At 51.8% G+C, this 19567-nt stretch carries 24 protein-coding genes; 14 read left to right on the top strand and 10 right to left on the bottom strand.

The genetic code is table 11. The annotated features are described in order from the left end of the window. Position 1 precedes the first annotated feature (1 nt). Genes ACP158_RS09400 through ACP158_RS09380 form a run of 5 tightly spaced genes read left to right on the top strand, consistent with a single transcriptional unit; the run spans position 2 to position 1411 of the window. Positions 2-412, top strand: coding sequence for a hypothetical protein (locus ACP158_RS09400; RefSeq protein ID WP_424945891.1), 411 nt, complete (start codon positions 2-4; stop codon positions 410-412). Next, positions 409-753: a hypothetical protein gene (locus tag ACP158_RS09395; RefSeq protein WP_424945890.1), complete on the top strand. Its 345-nt coding sequence runs from the start codon at positions 409-411 to the stop codon at positions 751-753. The genes ACP158_RS09400 and ACP158_RS09395 overlap by 4 nt, the downstream gene beginning before the upstream one ends. 59 nt (positions 754-812) lie before the next feature. After that, the gene (locus tag ACP158_RS09390) at positions 813-1025 is read left to right on the top strand and encodes a hypothetical protein (protein WP_424948491.1); all 213 of its coding nucleotides are present in this window, start codon (positions 813-815) and stop codon (positions 1023-1025) included. After that, positions 967-1215, top strand: a complete 249-nt coding sequence (locus ACP158_RS09385; RefSeq protein WP_424945889.1) for a transposase — start codon at positions 967-969, stop codon at positions 1213-1215. The genes ACP158_RS09390 and ACP158_RS09385 overlap by 59 nt, the downstream gene beginning before the upstream one ends. After that, a complete protein-coding gene (locus ACP158_RS09380; protein ID WP_424948440.1) occupies positions 1106-1411 on the top strand; it encodes a DUF4143 domain-containing protein in 306 nt (101 codons plus the stop codon). Before ACP158_RS09385 ends, ACP158_RS09380 begins: the two co-directional genes overlap by 110 nt. A 16-nt stretch (positions 1412-1427) precedes the next feature. On the opposite strand, the gene ACP158_RS09375 is transcribed toward ACP158_RS09380, so the two are convergent. The 4 genes from ACP158_RS09375 to ACP158_RS09360 form a co-directional block, all read right to left on the bottom strand. Continuing rightward, positions 1428-1574, bottom strand: coding sequence for a hypothetical protein (locus ACP158_RS09375; protein ID WP_424945888.1), 147 nt, complete (start codon positions 1572-1574; stop codon positions 1428-1430). 240 nt (positions 1575-1814) lie between these two features. Then, positions 1815-3164 carry a surface lipoprotein assembly modifier gene (locus ACP158_RS09370; RefSeq protein ID WP_424945887.1) on the bottom strand — a complete coding sequence of 450 codons (1350 nt, stop codon included), beginning with the start codon at positions 3162-3164 and terminating at the stop codon, positions 1815-1817. Positions 3165-3215: 51 nt separating this feature from the next. Next, complete coding sequence (locus tag ACP158_RS09365) at positions 3216-4220, bottom strand: transferrin-binding protein-like solute binding protein (RefSeq protein ID WP_424945886.1); 1005 nt, start codon at positions 4218-4220, stop codon at positions 3216-3218. A gap of 504 nt (positions 4221-4724) precedes the next feature. Continuing rightward, on the bottom strand, positions 4725-5027 hold the full coding sequence (locus ACP158_RS09360) for a hypothetical protein (RefSeq protein WP_424945885.1): 303 nt from the start codon (positions 5025-5027) through the stop codon (positions 4725-4727). Positions 5028-5298: 271 nt separating this feature from the next. On the opposite strand from ACP158_RS09360, the gene rpsF reads away from it, so the two are divergent. The 7 genes from rpsF (at position 5299) to ACP158_RS09325 (ending at position 11698) form a co-directional block, all read left to right on the top strand. Continuing rightward, positions 5299-5838: a 30S ribosomal protein S6 gene (gene rpsF, locus ACP158_RS09355; RefSeq protein WP_424945884.1), complete on the top strand. Its 540-nt coding sequence runs from the start codon at positions 5299-5301 to the stop codon at positions 5836-5838. Then, entirely contained in the window at positions 5838-6068 is a 231-nt protein-coding gene (gene rpsR, locus ACP158_RS09350; RefSeq protein ID WP_424948439.1) for a 30S ribosomal protein S18, read from the top strand. Before rpsF ends, rpsR begins: the two co-directional genes overlap by 1 nt. A 16-nt stretch (positions 6069-6084) precedes the next feature. Next, positions 6085-6690, top strand: coding sequence for a 50S ribosomal protein L9 (rplI, locus tag ACP158_RS09345; RefSeq protein WP_424945883.1), 606 nt, complete (start codon positions 6085-6087; stop codon positions 6688-6690). A 178-nt stretch (positions 6691-6868) separates the two neighbouring features. Further along, positions 6869-8224 carry a replicative DNA helicase gene (gene dnaB, locus ACP158_RS09340; protein ID WP_424948438.1) on the top strand — a complete coding sequence of 452 codons (1356 nt, stop codon included), beginning with the start codon at positions 6869-6871 and terminating at the stop codon, positions 8222-8224. A gap of 67 nt (positions 8225-8291) precedes the next feature. Continuing rightward, complete coding sequence (gene alr, locus ACP158_RS09335; RefSeq protein WP_424945882.1) at positions 8292-9422, top strand: alanine racemase; 1131 nt, start codon at positions 8292-8294, stop codon at positions 9420-9422. A 7-nt stretch (positions 9423-9429) separates the two neighbouring features. Continuing rightward, positions 9430-10824: a DNA repair protein RadA gene (gene radA / locus ACP158_RS09330; RefSeq protein WP_424945881.1), complete on the top strand. Its 1395-nt coding sequence runs from the start codon at positions 9430-9432 to the stop codon at positions 10822-10824. A gap of 181 nt (positions 10825-11005) precedes the next feature. Next, positions 11006-11698 (top strand): hypothetical protein, encoded by a 693-nt coding sequence (locus ACP158_RS09325; RefSeq protein ID WP_424945880.1) that lies wholly within the window; start codon positions 11006-11008, stop codon positions 11696-11698. Positions 11699-11935: 237 nt separating this feature from the next. Here the strand turns inward: ACP158_RS09325 and ACP158_RS09320 are convergent, their stop codons facing one another. Both ACP158_RS09320 and dapD read right to left on the bottom strand, forming a co-directional pair. Next, a complete protein-coding gene (locus ACP158_RS09320; RefSeq protein WP_424945879.1) occupies positions 11936-12676 on the bottom strand; it encodes a protein phosphatase 2C domain-containing protein in 741 nt (246 codons plus the stop codon). Continuing rightward, the gene (gene dapD / locus ACP158_RS09315) at positions 12676-13497 is read right to left on the bottom strand and encodes a 2,3,4,5-tetrahydropyridine-2,6-dicarboxylate N-succinyltransferase (RefSeq protein WP_424948437.1); all 822 of its coding nucleotides are present in this window, start codon (positions 13495-13497) and stop codon (positions 12676-12678) included. The genes ACP158_RS09320 and dapD overlap by 1 nt, the downstream gene beginning before the upstream one ends. A gap of 149 nt (positions 13498-13646) precedes the next feature. Here dapD and ACP158_RS09310 point away from each other — a divergent pair, with 149 nt between their 5' ends. Next, a complete protein-coding gene (locus tag ACP158_RS09310) occupies positions 13647-14741 on the top strand; it encodes a M23 family metallopeptidase (protein WP_424945878.1) in 1095 nt (364 codons plus the stop codon). Further along, the gene (locus tag ACP158_RS09305) at positions 14651-15157 is read left to right on the top strand and encodes a bactofilin family protein (protein WP_424945877.1); all 507 of its coding nucleotides are present in this window, start codon (positions 14651-14653) and stop codon (positions 15155-15157) included. The genes ACP158_RS09310 and ACP158_RS09305 overlap by 91 nt, the downstream gene beginning before the upstream one ends. 40 nt (positions 15158-15197) lie before the next feature. Here the strand turns inward: ACP158_RS09305 and ccmI are convergent, their stop codons facing one another. Genes ccmI through ACP158_RS09285 form a run of 4 tightly spaced genes read right to left on the bottom strand, consistent with a single transcriptional unit; the run spans position 15198 to position 19564 of the window. Further along, complete coding sequence (ccmI, locus tag ACP158_RS09300) at positions 15198-16469, bottom strand: c-type cytochrome biogenesis protein CcmI (protein ID WP_424945876.1); 1272 nt, start codon at positions 16467-16469, stop codon at positions 15198-15200. 32 nt (positions 16470-16501) lie between these two features. Next, positions 16502-17011, bottom strand: coding sequence for a cytochrome c-type biogenesis protein (locus ACP158_RS09295; RefSeq protein WP_424945875.1), 510 nt, complete (start codon positions 17009-17011; stop codon positions 16502-16504). Further along, on the bottom strand, positions 17008-17550 hold the full coding sequence (locus tag ACP158_RS09290) for a DsbE family thiol:disulfide interchange protein (RefSeq protein ID WP_424945874.1): 543 nt from the start codon (positions 17548-17550) through the stop codon (positions 17008-17010). The genes ACP158_RS09295 and ACP158_RS09290 overlap by 4 nt, the downstream gene beginning before the upstream one ends. Positions 17551-17593: 43 nt before the next feature. After that, positions 17594-19564 carry a heme lyase CcmF/NrfE family subunit gene (locus ACP158_RS09285; RefSeq protein WP_424945873.1) on the bottom strand — a complete coding sequence of 657 codons (1971 nt, stop codon included), beginning with the start codon at positions 19562-19564 and terminating at the stop codon, positions 17594-17596. Positions 19565-19567: the final 3 nt, after the last annotated feature.

Raw genomic sequence — 19567 nt, 5'->3', positions numbered from 1 at the left:
CATGCCAGCGCACAACGATTCATTTCCATGGATGAGTTACTATGGAAACTACCGATTCTTTGAAGACCGAATGGGGTCACATAACAAGGTCTCGGATGTACGGAATACTGGTGAAGGCTTGTATGAAATTGATCTAAAGGACGGCAGGACTCTTGTTGCATTTATTTGTGATTGTTATTCGTTTGGGCTGGCTGAATACCAAGAGTCCGTCGAGAGGCTTGGTAAGCTTAATGCCGTAGTGATCAATTCAAACTGGTGCAATTATACGATGGATTTAAAACTTCACTGTCAAGAGAAGGAGGTCGGTGTATTTGATATAGGAAGCTTTATGGCGGCTTTAAACCAACAAAAATTTTGGGAATATCTGTCAGAAGAAGAAAAAGAACGCCTACAACAGGATCAGGGAATTTGATTGAAGAGTTGGAAATATATGGGTTTGGATCCTATTTTTTATGTCAACCAGAATATCATGATGTAGATCTTTTGATTGTTCATCGGAGTGATGACCCAAAATCGTGTCTATTCGCCATTCAGTGCAAACAGTATTTTATTTCAAACGTTGCTGGTGGAGATGTGACAATCTTGTCTCAACATGAAGAACAACAGATTTCTTTTATTGCTAAGAGTGGCGCGCGATGCTTGGGCAAGGTGGATGAAAGTTGCAGAGAAGGTGGTCTACGGGAAATTCTAAGAAGAGTAAGTGAGGCCAGAACGCATGGCTTTGTTGATCAATGCTATCAAATAAAAACATAGCAATGCCATGAGCGCGGACGCATTTCCCGCTCGCTTCGCTCAATACAAATGCGCCGGTTATGGCTAGTGTTAACGAAGGACTGATCCTGCCCATTAATGATGGACACCCTGTTAAGCGAGTAAACTACGCTACAGAGGTGAACCATGACAAGACAATCAGGAAGGAAAAAGACATCCCGGAGGCGGCATTCGCCGGAATTCAGAAAGGAAGCTTTGGCCCTGGCGGAGAAAATCGGCATACCGAAGGCCGCCAGGGAACCGGGGCTTCATGACTCGCAGCTCTACGGTTGGCGGTCGAAGGCCCAGGCCAAGCAAGATCAGAGTGATCTGGAGCAAAGCCTTACCGCAGAAAATGCCGACCTATTGGGGACGCCTAGCGGAGTCGGCCGTGGGTGCCCATCTAGTCAATGCGGCTACCGAGGGAAACTGCCAATTGTTCTACTGGCGAGAGCGCAATCATGAAGTGGATTTTGTGTTGCGGCAAGGAAGAAAATTAGTGGCAATAGAAGTAAAAAGCGGCAACCTCTCCGGCACTCTGCCGGGCATGGATGCTTTCGCTCGGAAATTCAAACCGACTCGCAAGTTGTTAGTCGGCACTGACGGCATCTCTCTTGAGAAGTTTCTGTCAACACCTGTGGGTCACTGGTTAACTTCCTGAAAATAATTCAATCCACTTAACCCGTGCCGGTAGCCCTGCCCTCATTCTCGCATCGAACTGCGCGGCTTCGCCGCATAATGAGTCCGGCTACGCCGGACGGCATATTCCACTGGATTGCCCGGCCAATAATAATATGGGCCGGGCAATGACAAATGATAGGCAATGGTGAATTGAAAGGACAAAAGCGCGTTGAGACGCCAATGGCACATTGAGAATAAGAAGTCCGGCTACGCCAACGCCGTTTTAGTGTCACGCTTCGCGTGACGCATATTTAACTGGATCCCCGCCTACGGCGAGAATGACGGCCAAGATGGCGGTGCTAAAACACCGCTGGAAAGGAACAAAACGTGCAGTGAATTAGTAAACACATACAATGTGCGCTCCTGAATAATTAATAGCGAGATCAAAACTGTCGCACGAATCGTAAATCCACGCGGTCGCGTTGATAATCGTCTAACGCGAAGTTGGAGCGTTGTCGTTCGCGCGTCGCGATTATCTGCGGACTGAAACCGAATACGGTCACGCCGCGGTTTAGCGCGAACACGCGCAAGGCGCGCTTGCGATCGACTTGACGCTCGTCCGAAAACGGCGCATTGACCTCGTGTCGTCGGCGCGACCATTCCACGTTGCCGCCGAGCGTCCAGCCTTTCGGCAAGATGACGCTCAAGCCGAGTTGGGCGTTGCGGCCGCGGTTGCCGCCGCCTTTGACACGCTCGCGCGAGTATCCCATTTTCAAGTCGCCTTGCAGCAGCGGCGTGAAAAGATAGCTGCCGCCGAGCGCGAAATTTGCGTCTTCATCATCCGCTCTGGCCGCTTGTCGGTATGCGGTTTTGCGCCATGACGCTTGTCCGTTGACGGCGAATTTTTTCGTGAGTTGATGTCGCGCATTGAACCGCAACCCATACTCTTTGCTGTGGCGGTTGCGTGCGACTTGTCGTTGCGCGGTGAACACTTGCGCGCCAACTTCGTTGCCCTGCGATGGCGTCCAAATCGGCCCACTGCGAAGCGACAACCAGGTTTCGTCAAATTCATGTCCGTCGTATTCGGTACGGGTTGCGTCCACACCAAATCGCCAGCGTTTTCCTTCGCCCAACGGGAGTTGATATTCGCCGCCGCCGGATATCGACAAGCCGGTGTCCGCACGTGCCCGGGATTGTTCGTTGACCACGAATGGCAAACCGAAAAGTTCAATGGTTTCGGCGTCGGTGCCACTGTTGATGTTGTCATTTTGTTCTATGCCGAACGAAAGATAACTGCTCCATCGACGCCGTGCGCGCAAGGCGTGTAAAAAACGATGCCCGTTGATTGCCACCGCCGATGGCGGGTCGCCGGCCAAAACGCGTTCAAAATGTCGGCGCGACAAATCATCATCGCCGTTCAGAAAAAATGCCCGCGCCAATTCCAAACGCACCCGCATCAACTGCGGATGCTCAATGAGAATGGCACGCAGGGCGGCGATTGCCTCGCTCAGTAAGGCGGCTCTTTGGTCTTCGTCGTCGACCCGTTCAGCCGCGCCGATGGCAGACAAGCCAATCAGAAAACGAATGTCGGTAATGTCAGCGCGCGACCTGATTGCCAATGGTCGCAAAATAGCCAACGCCGCAAGCGGCTGGTGGTTTTCAATCAACCAACGCGCGTGATTGACCTGTGCATCCTGCGACAGGTGCGAATCAGAATGTGCCGGCGAAACAAGAATCGTCCATGCCAACGCCAGCATCAACGCCGCCGCCAACGCGCGCCAGAGATGTGCCATGAAAAAAGCGGGCAACCTTCTGGCTGCCCGCTTTGATTAAGTTAGCGCTTATTAGCGTTGCGCGCCGAAAGTACCGACCACATTATTACGCTCAAAAACGCCACCAACCTCTTCATGATTGGGTCCGTAGAACTTTCCTTGAATCTGATTCGTGCCAGCCCCGGTGGCAAAAGCACCATTCCTGACGGAGATATTATTCCAACTCATAGACGCACGTGTGTTGCCTGCGTCAAGGTCATAGATGTTGGTGAATCGGATATCAACATCCGGGTTGTTGAAATCATCAATGTCAATTTCAGCATCACCCTGAATCACATTGCCAAACAATGCGGTGTCACTCACATCGCCGCCGATCATCACGCCGCTCCAAGTCGCGCCAGTTTCGCTGGCAACAGCGGCGGGATTCGTGCCTGGGGCATTACCGATTGATACGCCATAACCCACTGCTAGAGGGTCATCCCCCGGAGCGGTTTGCTCCAATACTTGCGCAAAGAAAAAACTGTGCTCAAGCCAACCGCCATAACTGATCGTATCGGTTATCCCTCCACTTACTCCGCTTGTTGGCAATCGCGACCGTCCCTGTGCAAGGGGTATACCGATGTCGGTCATGACCGATTGGTAGTTGATGCTGGAGTCGCCGAAATCATTATCAGCAAGGGTTTGTGTTAATGATGCCCCGCCGCTGGTGGTAGTGCAGGAAGCCGCTGCGCATGTCGTGTCAGCCCTCCCGACACTGGATCCGGGAACAAATAAATGATTGTCGCCGACAAGCAAAGAATTTGCCGCTTGATGTATTGCATCCAAACTCGCGCCAACCTCTGATGAAGTTTCATCAAGGACGGTACCACCGACCAAGGAGCGCGCCGTAGCGGGGTTAACTGGAAACGAGGGAAGGTTGGAAGCACCAGTGCCACTGCTGCTACTGCTACTACCACCACTACTACCACCACCCCCGCCGCCACATCCGGCAAGAACAACGGTAAAAACACAAGCAAGCGCGCACGCACGAATACTTGAAAAACTTGAAAACTTCTGGGGTATGTTGATTGTTGGCATTTTTCACTTCTCCGAATCGGTAATTGTTAGCAATCCCCGACACACCGGTGTCGGGTCGTTGCCAAGATCACGAAAGAGTAGCAAGTGAAATTCCTGCCTATTTGCCCCGTGGGGTAATTACTCCCGTATCGGGTAAAACTGCTGTTCTATTCGACAGGTAACCCGACGAGGCGGGCTACTCTTTCAATAAATCTTGGCAAGTGGAGTTATACCCGGCCTTTTCGCCGGTGTCAACTGTATGTATGATGCGGCGAATTCAACTCTTAAGTGCAACTTCACCGATGAAGGAAAGGTGAGATGCGGTAGCATCTTGATTTTCCGGCCAATGATAATAAGGGCCGGGCAATGACAAATGATAGGCAATGGTGAATTGAGAGGACAAAGGCGCGTTGAGAGGCCAAAGCACACGAGAGAAAAAGTCCGGCTACGCCAGAGCACGTTTTAGTGTCACGCTTTGCGTGACACTTACCATTGTCTTCTCAAAAGGACTCATCCCCTTCCGATTCACCATTGTCTCCCCAACCTGTCATTCTCGCCGGCAGGCGGAAAAAATCGCCGGGAGCGCCATGAATCGACTGGGCGCGAGCGAAGCGATCCCGAAGGGCGCGTATCAGGGATGATACGCGCAAATCCAGAGTGGCGTAGCCGCCGGGACGCGCTCATACATGTAAGCAACAAACACCACCGCCTTGCCGTCATTCTCGCATTGAACGGCGCGGCATCAAAGCAAAGGAGTTCGGCTACGCCGAACGGTTTAATGACTGGATTGCCCGGAACAAGCCGGGCAATGACGAGTTGGGGAGACAATGGAGAATCGCAAAGTGTGACTCTCTTTGAGACGCCAAAAGTAAACGAGAAAAAAGTCCGACAACGCCAGCTGGGCAATAACCGCTACAATCCCTGATTATCAACCAACCGGAGTGCCAAATGTTATGGACCTATACATGATATTGTATAACGACAATACTTGATATAGAATTGCCACTGCAAAATCCACACTAACTCCTTTCTTCACTACTGACCGCCGCGCTAAAAAAGTTGGCCGGGGTAGGAAGATACCTAACCACAGGGAGCAATAATGAGACACTACGAAATTGTGTTTCTGGTTCATCCGGACCAGAGCGAACAAGTCCCGGCCATGATTAACCGTTATAAAGAAACGGTCGCAGCGGGTCAGGGCAATATCCATCGAGTTGAAGACTGGGGCCGCAGGCGTTTGGCGTATATGATCAATGATGTGCATAAAGCGCATTACGTCATGCTCAATATTGAATGCGATCTTGCGGTTCTGCGAGAAATCGAGAACAATTTTAAGTTTAACGATTCCATTTTGCGTCATTTGGTCATTCGCAGAAAAGCGGCCATCACGGAAGAATCCCCGATGGCAAAAGCGAAAGCCAGGGAAGTGGCTGCGGAGGCTGAACGCACTGAAAAACAACGCGCGACATTGGCTGATGATGCTGGCGCCGATAGCGACATTGAATCTGAGGAGGCGCTGGCGGAATCTGTGGAAACCCCCGTGAAAGAACAGCCGCTTGATGAACCGGTCATGGAAGAGCAGATCAGCGAAGATCAGGCCAATGAAGAGAAGACCAGCGAACAGGAGAAATCAGCATGATGCGTAAATTTCAAAGACGCCCAAGGTTTTGCAAATTCACCGCAGAGGGTATTCAATCCATCGATTATAAGGACCTGGATATTCTGGCCACGAATGTGAGTGAGACCGGAAAAATTTTACCCCGCCGCAGTACCGGCACCAAGGCCCATTTTCAAAGACAATTGGCCACAGCGATTAAGCGCGCCCGGTTTATTGCGTTAATCCCGTATACCGACCAACACGACAACTAAAACCAAGAGGAGCAGCATGGAAATTATTCTGTTAGAAAAAATTCAGAACGTCGGCGAGATTGGCGACTTGGTCAACGTCAAAAATGGTTACGCGCGGAATTTTCTAATTCCTCAGAAAAAAGCAATGTTGGCGACTGCGGATGCAAAAGTGCAAGTGGATGAGCGGCGACGACAATTAGCCGAGCATGAAGGCAAGCGTTTGGACGGCGCGAAAGCGCGCGCGGATTTCGCGCTGAGGGAAATTACGCTAACCCGATTATGCGGTGAACAAGGTCAACTTTATGGCTCGGTGTCGCCGCTCGATATTGCCGAAGCATTAACCGAAGCGGGCGCTCCAATAGAGAAGTCTGAAGTTATCCAACCCGACGGGCCGATAAAGCATATCGGTGATTTCGAGGCCGATGTCATACTCCACCCAGAAGTGCGTTTTACCGTGAAAATCAAGGTGCAAGGCGAACACACTGACGATCCAATCGTTGAGGATCCAATCGCTGACGATCCAATCGCTGATGCCGCGGCGGATGACAGTCGCCAGGATGCGGCGTCTGGCGATGACTCCAGCACCGATCCTGTCACTGATTCCAGCGACTTTTCTGGTGATAATGTAAATAAAAATCAATAAGATAACCAATCTAATTCAGGTAAATTCAAGGAAAGCTAACACTGACGGGTCGCCACATAATAATTTGCGCCTTTTTTGATTAGGGACTGTCAGAGCAGGCAGTTGCTGGTATGCTATAGGTCGTCCTGAATAATCATTGACCTATCAATTCTTCCCATTGGCTGAAACCGCACAACTGATAACTCATTCACCCAAATTACCGCCGCAGGCGCTGGAAGCGGAACAGTCTTTGCTGGGAGGCTTATTGCTGGATAATCGTAAATGGGCTGAGGTCACCGACGAAGTGGGCGTCCAGGATTTTTATAGCCAAAACCATCGACTGATTTTTGCGGCCATTTCTGGTTTGCAGATTGCCGGCGATCCAGCCGATGTGGTCACAACCTCTGAATGGTTGGAGTCCGAAGGCAATTTGGAAAACGCCGGCGGCCCGGCCTATATCGGAACCTTGGCCAATAACACGCCAAGTACGGCAAATATCCTGACTTATTCAAAGATTGTCAGAGAACGCGCTATTTTGCGTTCGCTGATTGCCGCAGCCAATGATATTTCCGATAGCGCGTACAGCCCGCACGGGCGAACGCCGAGGGAAGTGCTTGATAACGCTGAAAAACTGGTGTTTGATATCTCTGAGCGCGATGGCCGCAATCGAAAAGGATTTACCTCGATCCAGGAGTTGCTTTCGCGATCAATTGACCGAATTGAAAAGCTTTATGAGTCAAAAGAAGCGATCACCGGCGTGTCCACAGGGTTTGCTGATATTGATGAGATGACCTCCGGATTACAACCTAGCGATTTGATTATCGTAGCCGGGCGGCCATCCATGGGCAAAACCTCTTTTGCGATGAATATCGCCGAGTATGTCGCGGTCGAAAAAAAAAAGCCGGTCGCCATATTCAGCATGGAAATGTCGGGCGAGCAACTGGCCATGCGCTTGCTGGCATCTCTGGGTCGGATCAATTCCAACAAGATTCGAACCGGCCGCCTGGCTGACGAGGATTGGCCACGGTTAAATTCCGCGGTCGGGTTGTTGGACAAGGCGCCGATATTTGTGGATGATTCAGGCGGACTCAACACACTGGACTTAATGTCAAAAGCGAGGAGAATAGCGCGTGAAAACAATGAGTTAGGATTGATAATTGTTGATTATATTCAACTTATGCAAGCCTCGGACAGCGCTGAAAATCGGGCCACGGAAATATCCGCAATTACCCGTTCGTTGAAAATACTGGCGAAAGAGTTGCATGTTCCGGTAGTCGCCTTGTCGCAATTAAATCGAAGCGTGGAACAACGACCCAACAAACGCCCGGTCATGTCCGATCTCAGAGAGTCAGGTGCCATCGAACAGGACGCGGATGTCATCTTCTTTATCTATCGAGACGAAGTGTACAACGAAGATACCGAACAAAAAGGGGTGGCGGAAGTGATCATCGGCAAGCAGCGCAATGGCCCCATCGGCACCACAAAATTGACCTTTAGAGGGGAGTTCACCCGCTTTGAAAACTTTGCCTCACAATATTCCGGGCAAAACCCATAGGCAAAACCCATAGGCCATAGGCAAAACTCGAACAGCGGAGCGAATAATTTTTAGTCAACCTACTGGTTTGCATCACCCGCAATTGGATTGTTCATGGCGCGCCAGAGCGCTCATTGACCTGGATTCATTGCACCACAACATCAGCCAAATCAGCCGCGCCGCGCCGCACTCCAGATTAATGGCAGTCATCAAGGCCGACGCATACGGCCATGGACTCGAAACTGTTTGCCAGGCCATTCATAAACAGGTGGACGCGTTCGCGGTGGCGACCATTGCCGAAGGCATTCAATGTCGGCGCGTTCAGGCGGACAAGCCGATTGTGGTGCTGTCCGAGTGGTGGCAGCCGGACCAACTCCGGTATTTTGCGCAATATCGTCTGCATGCGGTGGTGCATAATCAACCGCAGATAAAGTGGTTGGAGGAATATCAAGGCAACCCCATATCGGTGTGGATCAAATTCGATAGCGGCATGAACCGACTCGGCGTTGATGCCGCTGAGGTGCAAGCGATTTATAAAAAATTTCAAACCCTTCCTGCGATTAAAAACATACGGCTGATGTCCCATTTGGCCAACGCAGATATTATCGGGGATGATTTTACCCACCAGCAACTGGATGTTTTTAACCGCATCGCAGATAAAATTAAATGTGAAAAAAGTTTGGCAAATTCGGCCGCGGTGATGCGCTGCCCAGCCACGCATTTTTCCTGGATCAGACCGGGACTGATGCTGTATGGCGCCGCGACCTGCGAACCGCGGGAAGACAAGCAGGGAAATGCAATGCCAAAATTTGACTTAAAGGCGGTGATGCAATTGCAGGCACGGGTGATTGCGGTCAAAACCATCGCGGCCGGCCAACCGGTCGGCTATGGCGGCGTTTTTCGCACGCGGCGCATCTCGAAAATCGCCATGCTCGGTCTCGGCTATGGCGATGGATACCCCAGATTGGAAGATGCCCGCGCCTGCGTGTTGATTGGCAATCGGCGGGCGCCCATCATTGGCAGAGTTTCCATGGACATGATTACGGTGGATGTGACCGATCTGGATGGCGTGCAAGCCGGCGCTCAGGCAACGTTGTGGGGGCACGGCTTGCGCATCGAAGAAGTCGCGCAATGGGCCGGCACCATCTCCCACGAGTTGCTATGCAAGGTGACCACGCGAGTTCCGCGGCTTGCCGTGAACCACAAAACGCATGAATAAAACAGCCATGAATAAAAAAGTCGGAGCGAAAGCCAAAGTCAAGTTTGTTTATTATTGCTCCAAATGCGGTGGCGAGAGTCGAAAATGGTCGGGGCAATGCGGCGAATGCGGGGAATGGAACACGCTGTTGGAGCATCAAGTTCAACGCGCATCATCGCTTGCCGAACGGTTCTCCGGTTTCGCGCCCGACCCCACGGTGCAAATGCTGGGGCAGGTGGCGATTGAGAATATTAAGCGCATCTCCAGCGGCAGCGCCGAGTTCGATCGGGTGTTGGGCGGTGGACTGGTCACTGGATCTGTGGTGCTCATCGGCGGCGATCCGGGCATTGGGAAATCCACGCTGTTATTGCAATACCTATGCAACATCGGCAAGGAAGCTGAAGTGCTCTACGTCACCGGCGAGGAATCCATCGAGCAGATCGCGTTGCGCGCCCAGCGTATGGGCTTGGACGGCCATAGCATGAAAGTGATGGCGGAAAATCGTCTCGAAACCATGCTGGAAATTGCGCACAAAGAATCGCCGATGGTGTTAGTCGCCGATTCCATTCAGACGTTCTATAGCGATATGTTGACCGCAGCGCCCGGCAGTGTTTCTCAGGTCAGGGAAAGCGCGGCGCGATTGGTGCGCTATGCCAAACAAAGTGGTTGCTGCGTGATTCTGGTCGGTCATGTCACCAAAGAAGGAGCGCTGGCCGGACCCAGAATTCTGGAGCACATGGTCGATAGTGTTTTGTATTTTGAGGGGGAAAGTTCGAATAGCTTCCGCTTAATCCGCGCGGTCAAGAATCGCTTTGGCGCGGTTAATGAAATTGGCGTGTTCGCGATGACCGAGCAAGGGCTAAAGGACGTGAGCAACCCTTCAGCCATGTTTGTCAGCAAGCATGGCGCGGAAAAGCCGGGCAGCGTGGTGCTGGCGACCCAGGAGGGGACGCGCCCATTACTGGTTGAAATTCAGGCATTGGTGGATGACAGCGCGCTGGCCAACCCCCGACGATTATGCGTTGGCCTCGAACAAAATCGCCTGGCAATGTTATTGGCCATCGCCCACCGACATGCCGGGATTTCCTTGAATAGTCATGACGTGTTCACCAATGTGACCGGGGGCGTGCGTGTATCAGAAACCGGCGCGGATTTGGCGGTGTTGATGGCGATCCTGTCCAGCGTCAAAAACCGGGCCGTGGGCAGCGACTTGATTGTATTCGGCGAGGTCGGGCTGTCCGGCGAGTTGCGCCCGGTGCAGCGAGGCATGGAACGCCTCAAGGAAGCGGAAAAACTTGGATTCACCCGGGCGCTCATTCCAGCCGCGAACAAGCCCAAATTCGGGTCCAAGTCCGGCGGGTCAAATCTTGACATCATCGCGCCGCGCCGAATCGAGGAGGCGCTTGAGATTTTCGATGTTTAAGGAGCACTTGAACACAATCGTTCAGTTTCGATATGCGTGATTCATAATCGGTTCATCCCATCAATAGCACGGGTTAAATTTTGATAACTCGATTTCAAAATCACATCGCCGTTCACCCCGCCGCCGTATGTGGTGCGGCTGATGCCGCGTATTGCTAACTGGATTCCGTGTCAAGCACGGAATGACGGACCGGGGTGTCGCCACGCTGTCACCGCGACTGTCGCCGCCCCAGTCCCGTCATTCCAACGCAAGTTGGAATCCAGTCAATTATTCGTCCCGCGTAGCGAGACACAAAACCGCCGCCGTATGTGGTGGCGACTTCGTCGCCGCGCATGTTTCACTGGATTATCGGGTCAAGCCCGATAATGACGATGGGGGAGAGCGGCGGTGTGATGGAACGACGGCGGGGGGCATATTATGTATGGTCATAGCGACTCCATTTCACGCCGTAGGGACAGGTCGCGACCTGTCCCTACATCCGGTCGACACGGCTGACGGTGGGGGGCAATGGCGGGAGAATGATCGGTCGCCGTCATTGCCGGCCCGTCATTCCAACGAAAGTTGGAATCCAGTGAAACATTTGTCCCGCGTAGCGGGACACCTTACTCGTCGGTGGCGCGATGTCGTCGTGGCGTCGCCATCGCCGTATGTGGTGGCGACTTCGTCGCCGCGCATGTTTCACTGGATTATCGGGTCAAGCCCGATAATGACGATGGGGGAGAGCGGCGGTGTGGTGGAACGACGGCGGGGGGGCATATTATGTATGGTCACGGCGACTCCATTTCACGCCGTAGGGACAGGTCGCGACCTGTCCCTACATCCGGTGGGATGCCGAACCCCCTCCGCCGTGGTCGTCTGTGCGCCAGGGCGGTGAGGAGGGCGCCGATGCACAGCCCGCTCTTTAGCCAGCGCCTGTTCACCCAACGATAACCCCCATGATATTGGCCTGCCAAGACATAGCCAACGGTCACTGGTGAGGGCTAATACTGTTGCGATAAGACATTGTCGCATTTTAATATCTCTTCAATGGTGTTGAATAAAAAGTGTACGCGATAAATTCCTGTTGCAAATCATAATGGATAAGTTCCGCTTTCCATCGAAGTGATTCCTCTCACACCCTGGAGACATAAACCAGAACAACGGAAACATTATCCGGCGCGCCATTTTCCATGCATGCGCCAATCAATGTTTCCAGGCAGTGTTCAGGTTGATCGGCATGTCGGGTCAGAATTGCAGCAATATCGTTATCATTGACCACGCCAGTTAATCCATCCGAGCACATTAAGTAAATTTGCTTGTGTTGCGGGGCGGCGGTAAAAAAATCCGGACTACAACTGGCTTCAATACCTAACGCCTTTCGTAAAACATGATGACTATAGGCGGGGAATTTCCACTCGGGCCAATCAGGGTGGTCGGCGCTTAATTTCGCGGCTAATGTATGATCGGTCGTGAGTTGGTTTATTTCGCCGTCGGAAAAACAATAAACTCTTGAATCACCGATATGCCCGATTTGAATAACCTCGGATTGGAATAATGCCGCAACCAGCGTGGTGCCCATACCTCGGCAATTTTCATCCTGCTGCGAACGGGCGTAAACCTGACTATTTGCCAGTGAAAATGCGTCAACCATGGTGGCTGAGGATATTTCACTGCCGCTCGCCGCCTGCTCTTCAAAATAATCGCATAGCGCATTAACCGCCATGCGGCTGGCGACCTCCCCGGCCTTGTGACCGCCCATGCCATCTGCCACGACCGCGAGATTGAGGGCTGGCATAACCCTCAAACTGTCTTCATTAATTTCACGCACATGGCCGAGGTCCGTGGCCGCGCTCATGCTGTATTTGAATGGCATCAGACGCCGCGCAACAACGCATTGATGCCGATTTTGTTCTTGGTTTTCTGGTCCACGGTTTTGACGATGACCGCGCAATATAAACTGTGGCTGCGGTCTTCGGCGGGAATTGATCCCGACACCACCACCGAGCCGGGCGGGATGCGGCCGTAACTGATGGCCCCGGAAGCACGGTCGAAAATGCGTGTGCTTTGCCCGATATAAACGCCCATGGACACGACTGCGCCCTCACCAACGATCACGCCTTCCACGATTTCGCTGCGCGCGCCGATGAAGCAGTTGTCCTCGATAATGGTCGGCGACGCCTGCACCGGCTCGAGCACGCCGCCAATGCCGACACCGCCGGAAAGGTGGACATTGGCACCGATTTGCGCGCACGAGCCCACGGTTGCCCAAGTGTCCACCATGCTGCCAGCGCCCACGTAAGCGCCGATGTTGACATAACTTGGCATCAGCACAACATCATTAGCGATATAAGCGCCGCGCCTGACCATCGCTGGCGGAACAACCCGAAATTCTCCGTTGGCAAAATCGGCGCTGCTATAATCGCTGAATTTCAACGCGACCTTGTCGTAGTAATTAGCGAAACCACTGCTTAATTTCTTATTTTCATTAATTCTAAAAGACAGCAGAACGGCCATTTTCAGCCATTGATTCACATGCCAGCCGCCATCCTTGGGCTGTGCCACCCGAGCCGCACCGGAATCCAATAAAGCCAGGCACTGGTTAACCGCCGCGCGTAACTCAGTACTTGCATTAGCCGGCGTGGTTTTGCCTCGATCTTCCCAGGCATCGATAATTATCTTTTCCAAATCTTTCATGGCTGCGTTTATGTTGGCGCTCAATATTATACTCGTTAATGAAAAAATTTACGAAATCGGGTATGCTCAGACGCCCAGCAACTGAGAAAATGAACTGAGCAAAGCCGCGCAATAGGGATTGTGCGCCAACGATTTTATATCAATAAAACATGAAAAACCGCATAAAAAGTCGCATAAAAAATCGCCTGAAAAATCATTTGGCAATCACCATATCCGATGTTTCCGGGTCGAAACATTTTTTCCTCAAGACCACGGCAAAAAGAAATCTGATCATAGCCAGCGTTGTCGTTCTAGTTATCGTTCTGACCTCATTTAGCGCTAATGTTTTTCAATCCAGCAGCATCGCATTGCTGGCTTTTGAACAAGAAAATTTAAGCCAGGAGCTGGTTAGATTCGACAGTGTAGTCGCCAATCTTAATCAAATCGCCGATAACCATCGGCAGCAAGTCGCCAATATCAATAAAGAACTTGTCGAGATTGAGAAATTCAGTGGAGTGAATCCAGATGATTTAGCGTTTTCCCTCGAACAGCGCATCAAACTGATTGGAAATTTTTATAACGCCAAGGAAGAAAAATACGCGGAAATCGGCAGCCGGGTGAGGCAAATAGAAAAAGTTGTCGGCCTCAGCGAAAAAAATTCGAGCCAGGAGGAATCAGACCTCGCCTCCCGAGTCGATCTGGCCAGTTTGACCGCAAGTCAGGAGCGCATACTTCATGACAGCATCCCCAACGGCTATCCCCTGGAAAGGCATGTGATCACCAGTCATTTTGGCATGAGAAAGCATCCGCTGACGAAAGTGAAATCTTTCCACAACGGCGTGGATTTGCGGGCAAAAACCAGCCAAAAGGTGTTTGCAACGGCGGATGGATTCATCAGCAATGCCGACTATTCCGATATTAACGGCAAGCGCATTGTCGTGCTGCATAACTTTGGATTTGAAACACGTTATTCCCACCTGAAGGAAATGCTGGTCAGCGCCGGAGATGTGATCCGCAGAGGCGACTTGATGGGCTATTCCGGCAATACCGGCAGAATCTCGGCGCCGCATTTACATTACGAAATCCGGCACCTGGGTAAACCAATCGATCCATTGCAATTTTTGGAATGGGAGTTTGGCGCACACGAAATTTTCACGCAAGTCAGAGGTATAAAATGGCCATCTTTAATAAGTCTGATAAACAAACAGATTACTCATCAAACATTACAACTATCGCAGTTGGATCGCACGTTACTGGTAAAATAGATATCGAGTGCGAGTTGCATATCGATGGCCAGGTTGACGCGGAAATAAACTCCACAGGATTGGTCAAGATTGGCCAATCCGGTGTCGTGAACGGCGACCTGCGCGCCAATACTTTAATCGTCACTGGCAAGTTTTTTGGTGTTGCTGAATGCGAATCCATTGAACTTATTTCAGGCGGAGAGGTAGAAGGCAAACTGAATGCGGTCAGCCTGACCATTGATGCAAACAGCTCATTTCAGGGGGAAAGCATTCGCAGACAGCCGGGGGATTCTGCCAAGATTGTGGATTTCGCCAGCGAAGCGGAAAATAGCCAGGCTGATAAAAGCCAGGCCGATAAAAGCCAGGCTGATAAAAGCCAGGCCGATAAATATGAGCCGCCATTCTTGGCAGACGGATTAGATCAGGAAACGAAATAATCACAGCCGAGAATCTGTTAAGCGTCTCTGATTGGCTATGCTATTCGGCTATTCGATCAATTATCAGTTTCACGGTGCTTTTCTGGTTGTTCGTGGTAATCAACACGGGCTCGCTGACTAAATCCCCCGCTTGTTGAACAGGTTTCCCGGTTTTTGAAACTCTCGCCGCGACGGTGATGGCGTCAAACGATGCAATGCTCATGCCGGGGAGCATGGCCCCGTTTTCGGTAAACTCAATCTCAATAGGCAGGTCCTTGACCCGGTGCTTGCTTGCCGCCAACGGCATGAGCGCGCCTTGCAGGGCTTTAGAAAAAACGAACACGACGTCATCTTTATCCGTCTGGGCAACCAGATTATCCGCAAGCATCACTTCAACGGTGATTACCTTCCCCGGTTTCTCTGGATTCCCTGGATTTTTTGGCGCATGATCGGTCGGCATCCGCTTTTGTGCGTCGCCGTTTATATTATCGGGGGCATTGCCCGGGTTACGATTGCGCTCGATCAATCGCTCAATTTGATGCACGGATTGTGGGTCGTCCATCACCAAAGGCAAGAGGGTATTTAGATGGACCAGTGCCCGGCCATGGTCGCCCAGGCTTTCAGCACCCAGGCTGGCCATCCACAATGCGTTGACATGATTTGGATTGAGCGAAAGCACTTTTCCGATTCGATCTTTGGCGGCCGGGGTATATACATTCCCGCTCAGCATTATTTCCGCATCGGCCCAGGCGGCTAAAAAATCAGGGTTCCCGAGCGCCAGGGCATTGAGTTTTGCATAGGCGGATTCAGCCCTGCGGTAGTCGCCCAAGGTCATATAGGTACGGGCCGCAAGTTCCCAGCCTTGGGGATTATCGGAATCCTGAGCAAGTTTTTCTTCCAGTCGCGCCAGTAATTGGTCAATATCAAATTCGTTGCCGGGTTGTGCAGTTAACTCAACTTCATCAATAGTTTGCAGCGCAAATTGGGGACTGCCTAAATAACTGTACAGACCCAGGCTCAGCAGGGGTATCAGTAAAATAATCAACATCCCCCAACCCTTGAAGGCAACGGTCGATGTGTCAAGTGATGCGCCAAGTGAAGCGTCAAGTGATGTATTGGACGCGGTCGCCGCATTATGTTCAAGCAGATCTTCCAGCAAAGCGGCTTGCAGTTCGAGTTGGGCTTCCTCGATATTTGCTTCCCCTTGTTGCTTGAGCGGTTCTATTTCCTGCATACGTTGCCGCGCGATATTGATATTTTCGGCGTCCCGGTCGATGTCAACGATGTTCCGCTTATTTCTCAGCGCTGGCAGAACCATCAATGTTGGAATCATGATGATCCCAATCAGGAGTGCGTAAAATATAATCACAAGGCCGGCTTGTCGTCTATCAGAGACTTTGCGTTATCCAGCTGTTGTTTGGAAAATTTGGCGTGAGTTGGCTTGCGCGGCTTGCGAATTTTGACCAGCGCGAAACCGGCAACGGCAATTAAAACTACAAAAGGAGCAAACCATAACAGCAGCGTAGCGGGCGTAACTCGTGGACGGTATAAAACAAACTCACCATATCGTTCAACCATGTATTGAATAATTTCGTCATAATTTTTGTCCTGCCTGATCATTTCATACGACTTTCGTCGCAGGTCTTTGGCAAGGTCTGCGTTAGAGTCGGCCAGGCTTTGATTCTGGCAAACCAGGCAACGCAATTCGTTGATCACTTTCTGATAGAGCGCATGCTGCTCCGGGTTGTCGAAATTCGCGATATCCGTCTGCGCCGATGTCGGCAAGCACAGCACCATAAGGCACAGAACCATCATGCACGGCACCATCATGCGCGGCGGCAGCGCCCGCATTTTAATAACAAGCAGGGAGTTCACGTTTTTTCTTCCTGCAACGAAATGACCAATGGAATAATTTTGCTTTGCACCTCATCGCGGGTTAACGGCCCGATGTGTTTCAGGCGCACGATGCCCTGCTTGTCAATTATAAAAGTTTCCGGGACACCATAGACGCCATAGTCGATACCGACATCGCCGGTCTGGTCGAACGCAATCACAGTATAAGGATTGCCGAATTGCCGCAGCCATTGGCGCGCATCCGCCGCGTCATCCTTGTAGTTCAAGCCGACGATGGCGACCAACCCGCTGCGCGACAACTGCACCAGCAACGGATGCTCGTCACGACAAGCCGCGCACCACGATGCCCATACATTGAATAGCCAAACCTTTCCCAGCAGGTCTTTTTTGGACAGCCTGTCTTTTTTGAACAAAGTTAGCATAGTTTGAGATTGATCCGATGTTATTAAAGTTGGCAATGAAAACTCCGGGGCGGGTTTGCCAATGAATGGAGAGGGTACTTCACCGGGGTTGAGATTCAGCCCTATCGCCAAAAACCCAGCCACAATGATAAATACCATAAACGGAAATAATGTTTTTTTATGCATCACCATCACATGACAATTAAGCGGCACGATTAAGCCTGACCGACGCGTTCTGGAATTTTGGCATTTGGCGACTATAGCGACGATCAGTCGCACCGAGGAGGCCACCCAATGCCATCATCAATGCGCCCAGCCAAATCCAGCGAATAAACGGCTTGAAGTAAATCCGCACCGCCCAGGCCTGATCGTTTTCCAACCGCTCCCCTAAAGCAATATACAAGTCGCGGAAAAATCCTGGATCAATCGCGGCTTCGGTCATCGGGTTTTTTTGCACCCGGTAAATTCGCTTTTCCGGGAACAGTTGTGCGACCGGTTTATTATTTTCCAATACCTCAAACTTTCCGCGAATACCTTGGTAATTTGGTCCCGTAAGCGGTTCAGTGCCATTGAACACAAATTGATAGTCATGGATTGAATATTGCTCGCCAGCCTGCATGCGAAGGTCGCGCTCCACGCTATAAACCGTGGTCAAGGTAACGCCAATGACAAACATGCCTATGCCGATGTGGGCCAGGGTCATGCCATAGAAGCCTCTTGGCGTTGTCGCCAAGTCGCGCAGTCGTCGGCCGGCGCGCCCGCGTTGCACCAACCCGGTCACGCTGAGGATAATCACAAAGCTTCCGGCGCATACGCCTAAAGCCGCCGCCAACGAATAATGCGGCATCAATAGCGGAATCGATAATCCGCCAATGACGCTGAGCACGCAGGCGACGATGACCGCGAGATTGATTCGTCTAAGGCGATCTTTTTTCCATCGAAGCAACGCGCCGATGCCGCACAACATCGCCAGCGGCAACCCGATCAATGCGAATATGAGGTTGAAGTAGGGCGCGCCTACCGAAATTTTACCCAGCCCCAACGCATCCAGCGCCAATGGATATAGCGTTCCCAGCAGCACCGCGAAACAAAGCACGCCAAAAAATATATTGTTCAAGAGTATAGCCATTTCCCGAGAAACGGTTTCAAACTTAACGTGGCTGATAATGGTCGGCGCGCGCCAGGCGTACAGCAGCAGCGACCCGCCAATGACCACGCTTAAAAATATGAGGATAAACAAGCCTCGGGACGGGTCGGTGGCAAAGGCATGCACTGAAATCAAGATGCCCGAGCGCACCAGGAATGTGCCTAACAACGACAGCGAAAACGCAAACACAGCAAGCAGAATAGTCCAGGCCTTAAATACGCCGCGCTTTTCTGTGGCGGCCAGGGAATGGATTAATGCGGTGCCAATTAACCAGGGCATGAACGAGGCGTTTTCCACCGGGTCCCAAAACCACCACCCGCCCCAGCCTAACTCATAATAGGCCCACCACGAACCCAGAGCGATGCCGATGGTTAAAAACAGCCAGGCGATATTAGTCCACGGACGCGACCAACGCGCCCAAGCCGCGTCGAAACGACCGCTTATCATCGCCGTCAAGGCAAAGGCGAAGGCCACGGAGAATCCCACATAGCCCAGATAAAGCATCGGCGGGTGGATGGCGAGGCCGATGTCCTGCAGCAGGGGATTGAGGTCGCGTCCTTCCGCCGGCACCGGCAGCAGGCGCGCAAACGGGTTGGAGGTGAACAACATGAACGACAGAAATCCGACGCTGATCATGCCCATTACTGCGAGCACGCTGGCCGATATCGACTCTGGAATGGAGCGCGTGAACACGCTCACCGCGCCGCTCCAAACGCTCAGAATGAAAACCCAAAGCAGCAGCGAGCCCTCGTGACCACCCCATAGCGCGGAAATTTTGTATATCAGCGGCAAATGGGAATTGGAGTGGTTGGCCACATAAGCCACCGAAAAATCGTCTTGCATGAAGGCATAAGTCAAGCAGAGATAGGCAAATGCAATGAGCGCAAGTTGCGCCTGGGCCGCCGGCTTGGCAAAAGCAATCCAGGTCACAATGCCGCGCTGCGCGCCAACCAGCGGCAGGCTGGCAAGCAGCAAACTGACCACCAGCGCCAGAACCAGCGCAAAATGTCCGAGTTCGGGGATCATCAG

This window comes from Candidatus Spongiihabitans sp., assembly GCF_965247905.1.
GTDB lineage: Bacteria > Pseudomonadota > Gammaproteobacteria > Arenicellales > Poriferihabitantaceae > Spongiihabitans.
Note: the sequence above shows the minus strand (reverse complement) of the source record. Positions and strands in the feature narration are given on the sequence as shown.

Excerpts from the sequence above, each read along its gene's own strand:
- rplI (WP_424945883.1), top strand. The coding sequence starts at position 6,085 with ATGGAAATTATTCTGTTAGAAAAAATTCAGAACGTCGGCGAGATTGGC.
- ACP158_RS09305 (WP_424945877.1), top strand. The coding sequence starts at position 14,651 with ATGGCCATCTTTAATAAGTCTGATAAACAAACAGATTACTCATCAAAC.
- rpsF (WP_424945884.1), top strand. The coding sequence starts at position 5,299 with ATGAGACACTACGAAATTGTGTTTCTGGTTCATCCGGACCAGAGCGAA.
- radA (WP_424945881.1), top strand. The coding sequence starts at position 9,430 with ATGAATAAAAAAGTCGGAGCGAAAGCCAAAGTCAAGTTTGTTTATTAT.
- ccmI (WP_424945876.1), bottom strand. The coding sequence starts at position 16,469 with ATGATTCCAACATTGATGGTTCTGCCAGCGCTGAGAAATAAGCGGAAC.
- dapD (WP_424948437.1), bottom strand. The coding sequence starts at position 13,497 with ATGAAAGATTTGGAAAAGATAATTATCGATGCCTGGGAAGATCGAGGC.
- ACP158_RS09290 (WP_424945874.1), bottom strand. The coding sequence starts at position 17,550 with ATGGTATTTATCATTGTGGCTGGGTTTTTGGCGATAGGGCTGAATCTC.
- ACP158_RS09370 (WP_424945887.1), bottom strand. The coding sequence starts at position 3,164 with ATGGCACATCTCTGGCGCGCGTTGGCGGCGGCGTTGATGCTGGCGTTG.
- ACP158_RS09390 (WP_424948491.1), top strand. The coding sequence starts at position 813 with ATGGCTAGTGTTAACGAAGGACTGATCCTGCCCATTAATGATGGACAC.
- ACP158_RS09320 (WP_424945879.1), bottom strand. The coding sequence starts at position 12,676 with ATGCCATTCAAATACAGCATGAGCGCGGCCACGGACCTCGGCCATGTG.
- rpsR (WP_424948439.1), top strand. The coding sequence starts at position 5,838 with ATGCGTAAATTTCAAAGACGCCCAAGGTTTTGCAAATTCACCGCAGAG.
- ACP158_RS09285 (WP_424945873.1), bottom strand. The coding sequence starts at position 19,564 with ATGATCCCCGAACTCGGACATTTTGCGCTGGTTCTGGCGCTGGTGGTC.
- ACP158_RS09400 (WP_424945891.1), top strand. The coding sequence starts at position 2 with ATGCCAGCGCACAACGATTCATTTCCATGGATGAGTTACTATGGAAAC.
- ACP158_RS09325 (WP_424945880.1), top strand. The coding sequence starts at position 11,006 with ATGACGGACCGGGGTGTCGCCACGCTGTCACCGCGACTGTCGCCGCCC.
- ACP158_RS09380 (WP_424948440.1), top strand. The coding sequence starts at position 1,106 with ATGCCGACCTATTGGGGACGCCTAGCGGAGTCGGCCGTGGGTGCCCAT.
- ACP158_RS09310 (WP_424945878.1), top strand. The coding sequence starts at position 13,647 with ATGAAAAACCGCATAAAAAGTCGCATAAAAAATCGCCTGAAAAATCAT.
- ACP158_RS09365 (WP_424945886.1), bottom strand. The coding sequence starts at position 4,220 with ATGCCAACAATCAACATACCCCAGAAGTTTTCAAGTTTTTCAAGTATT.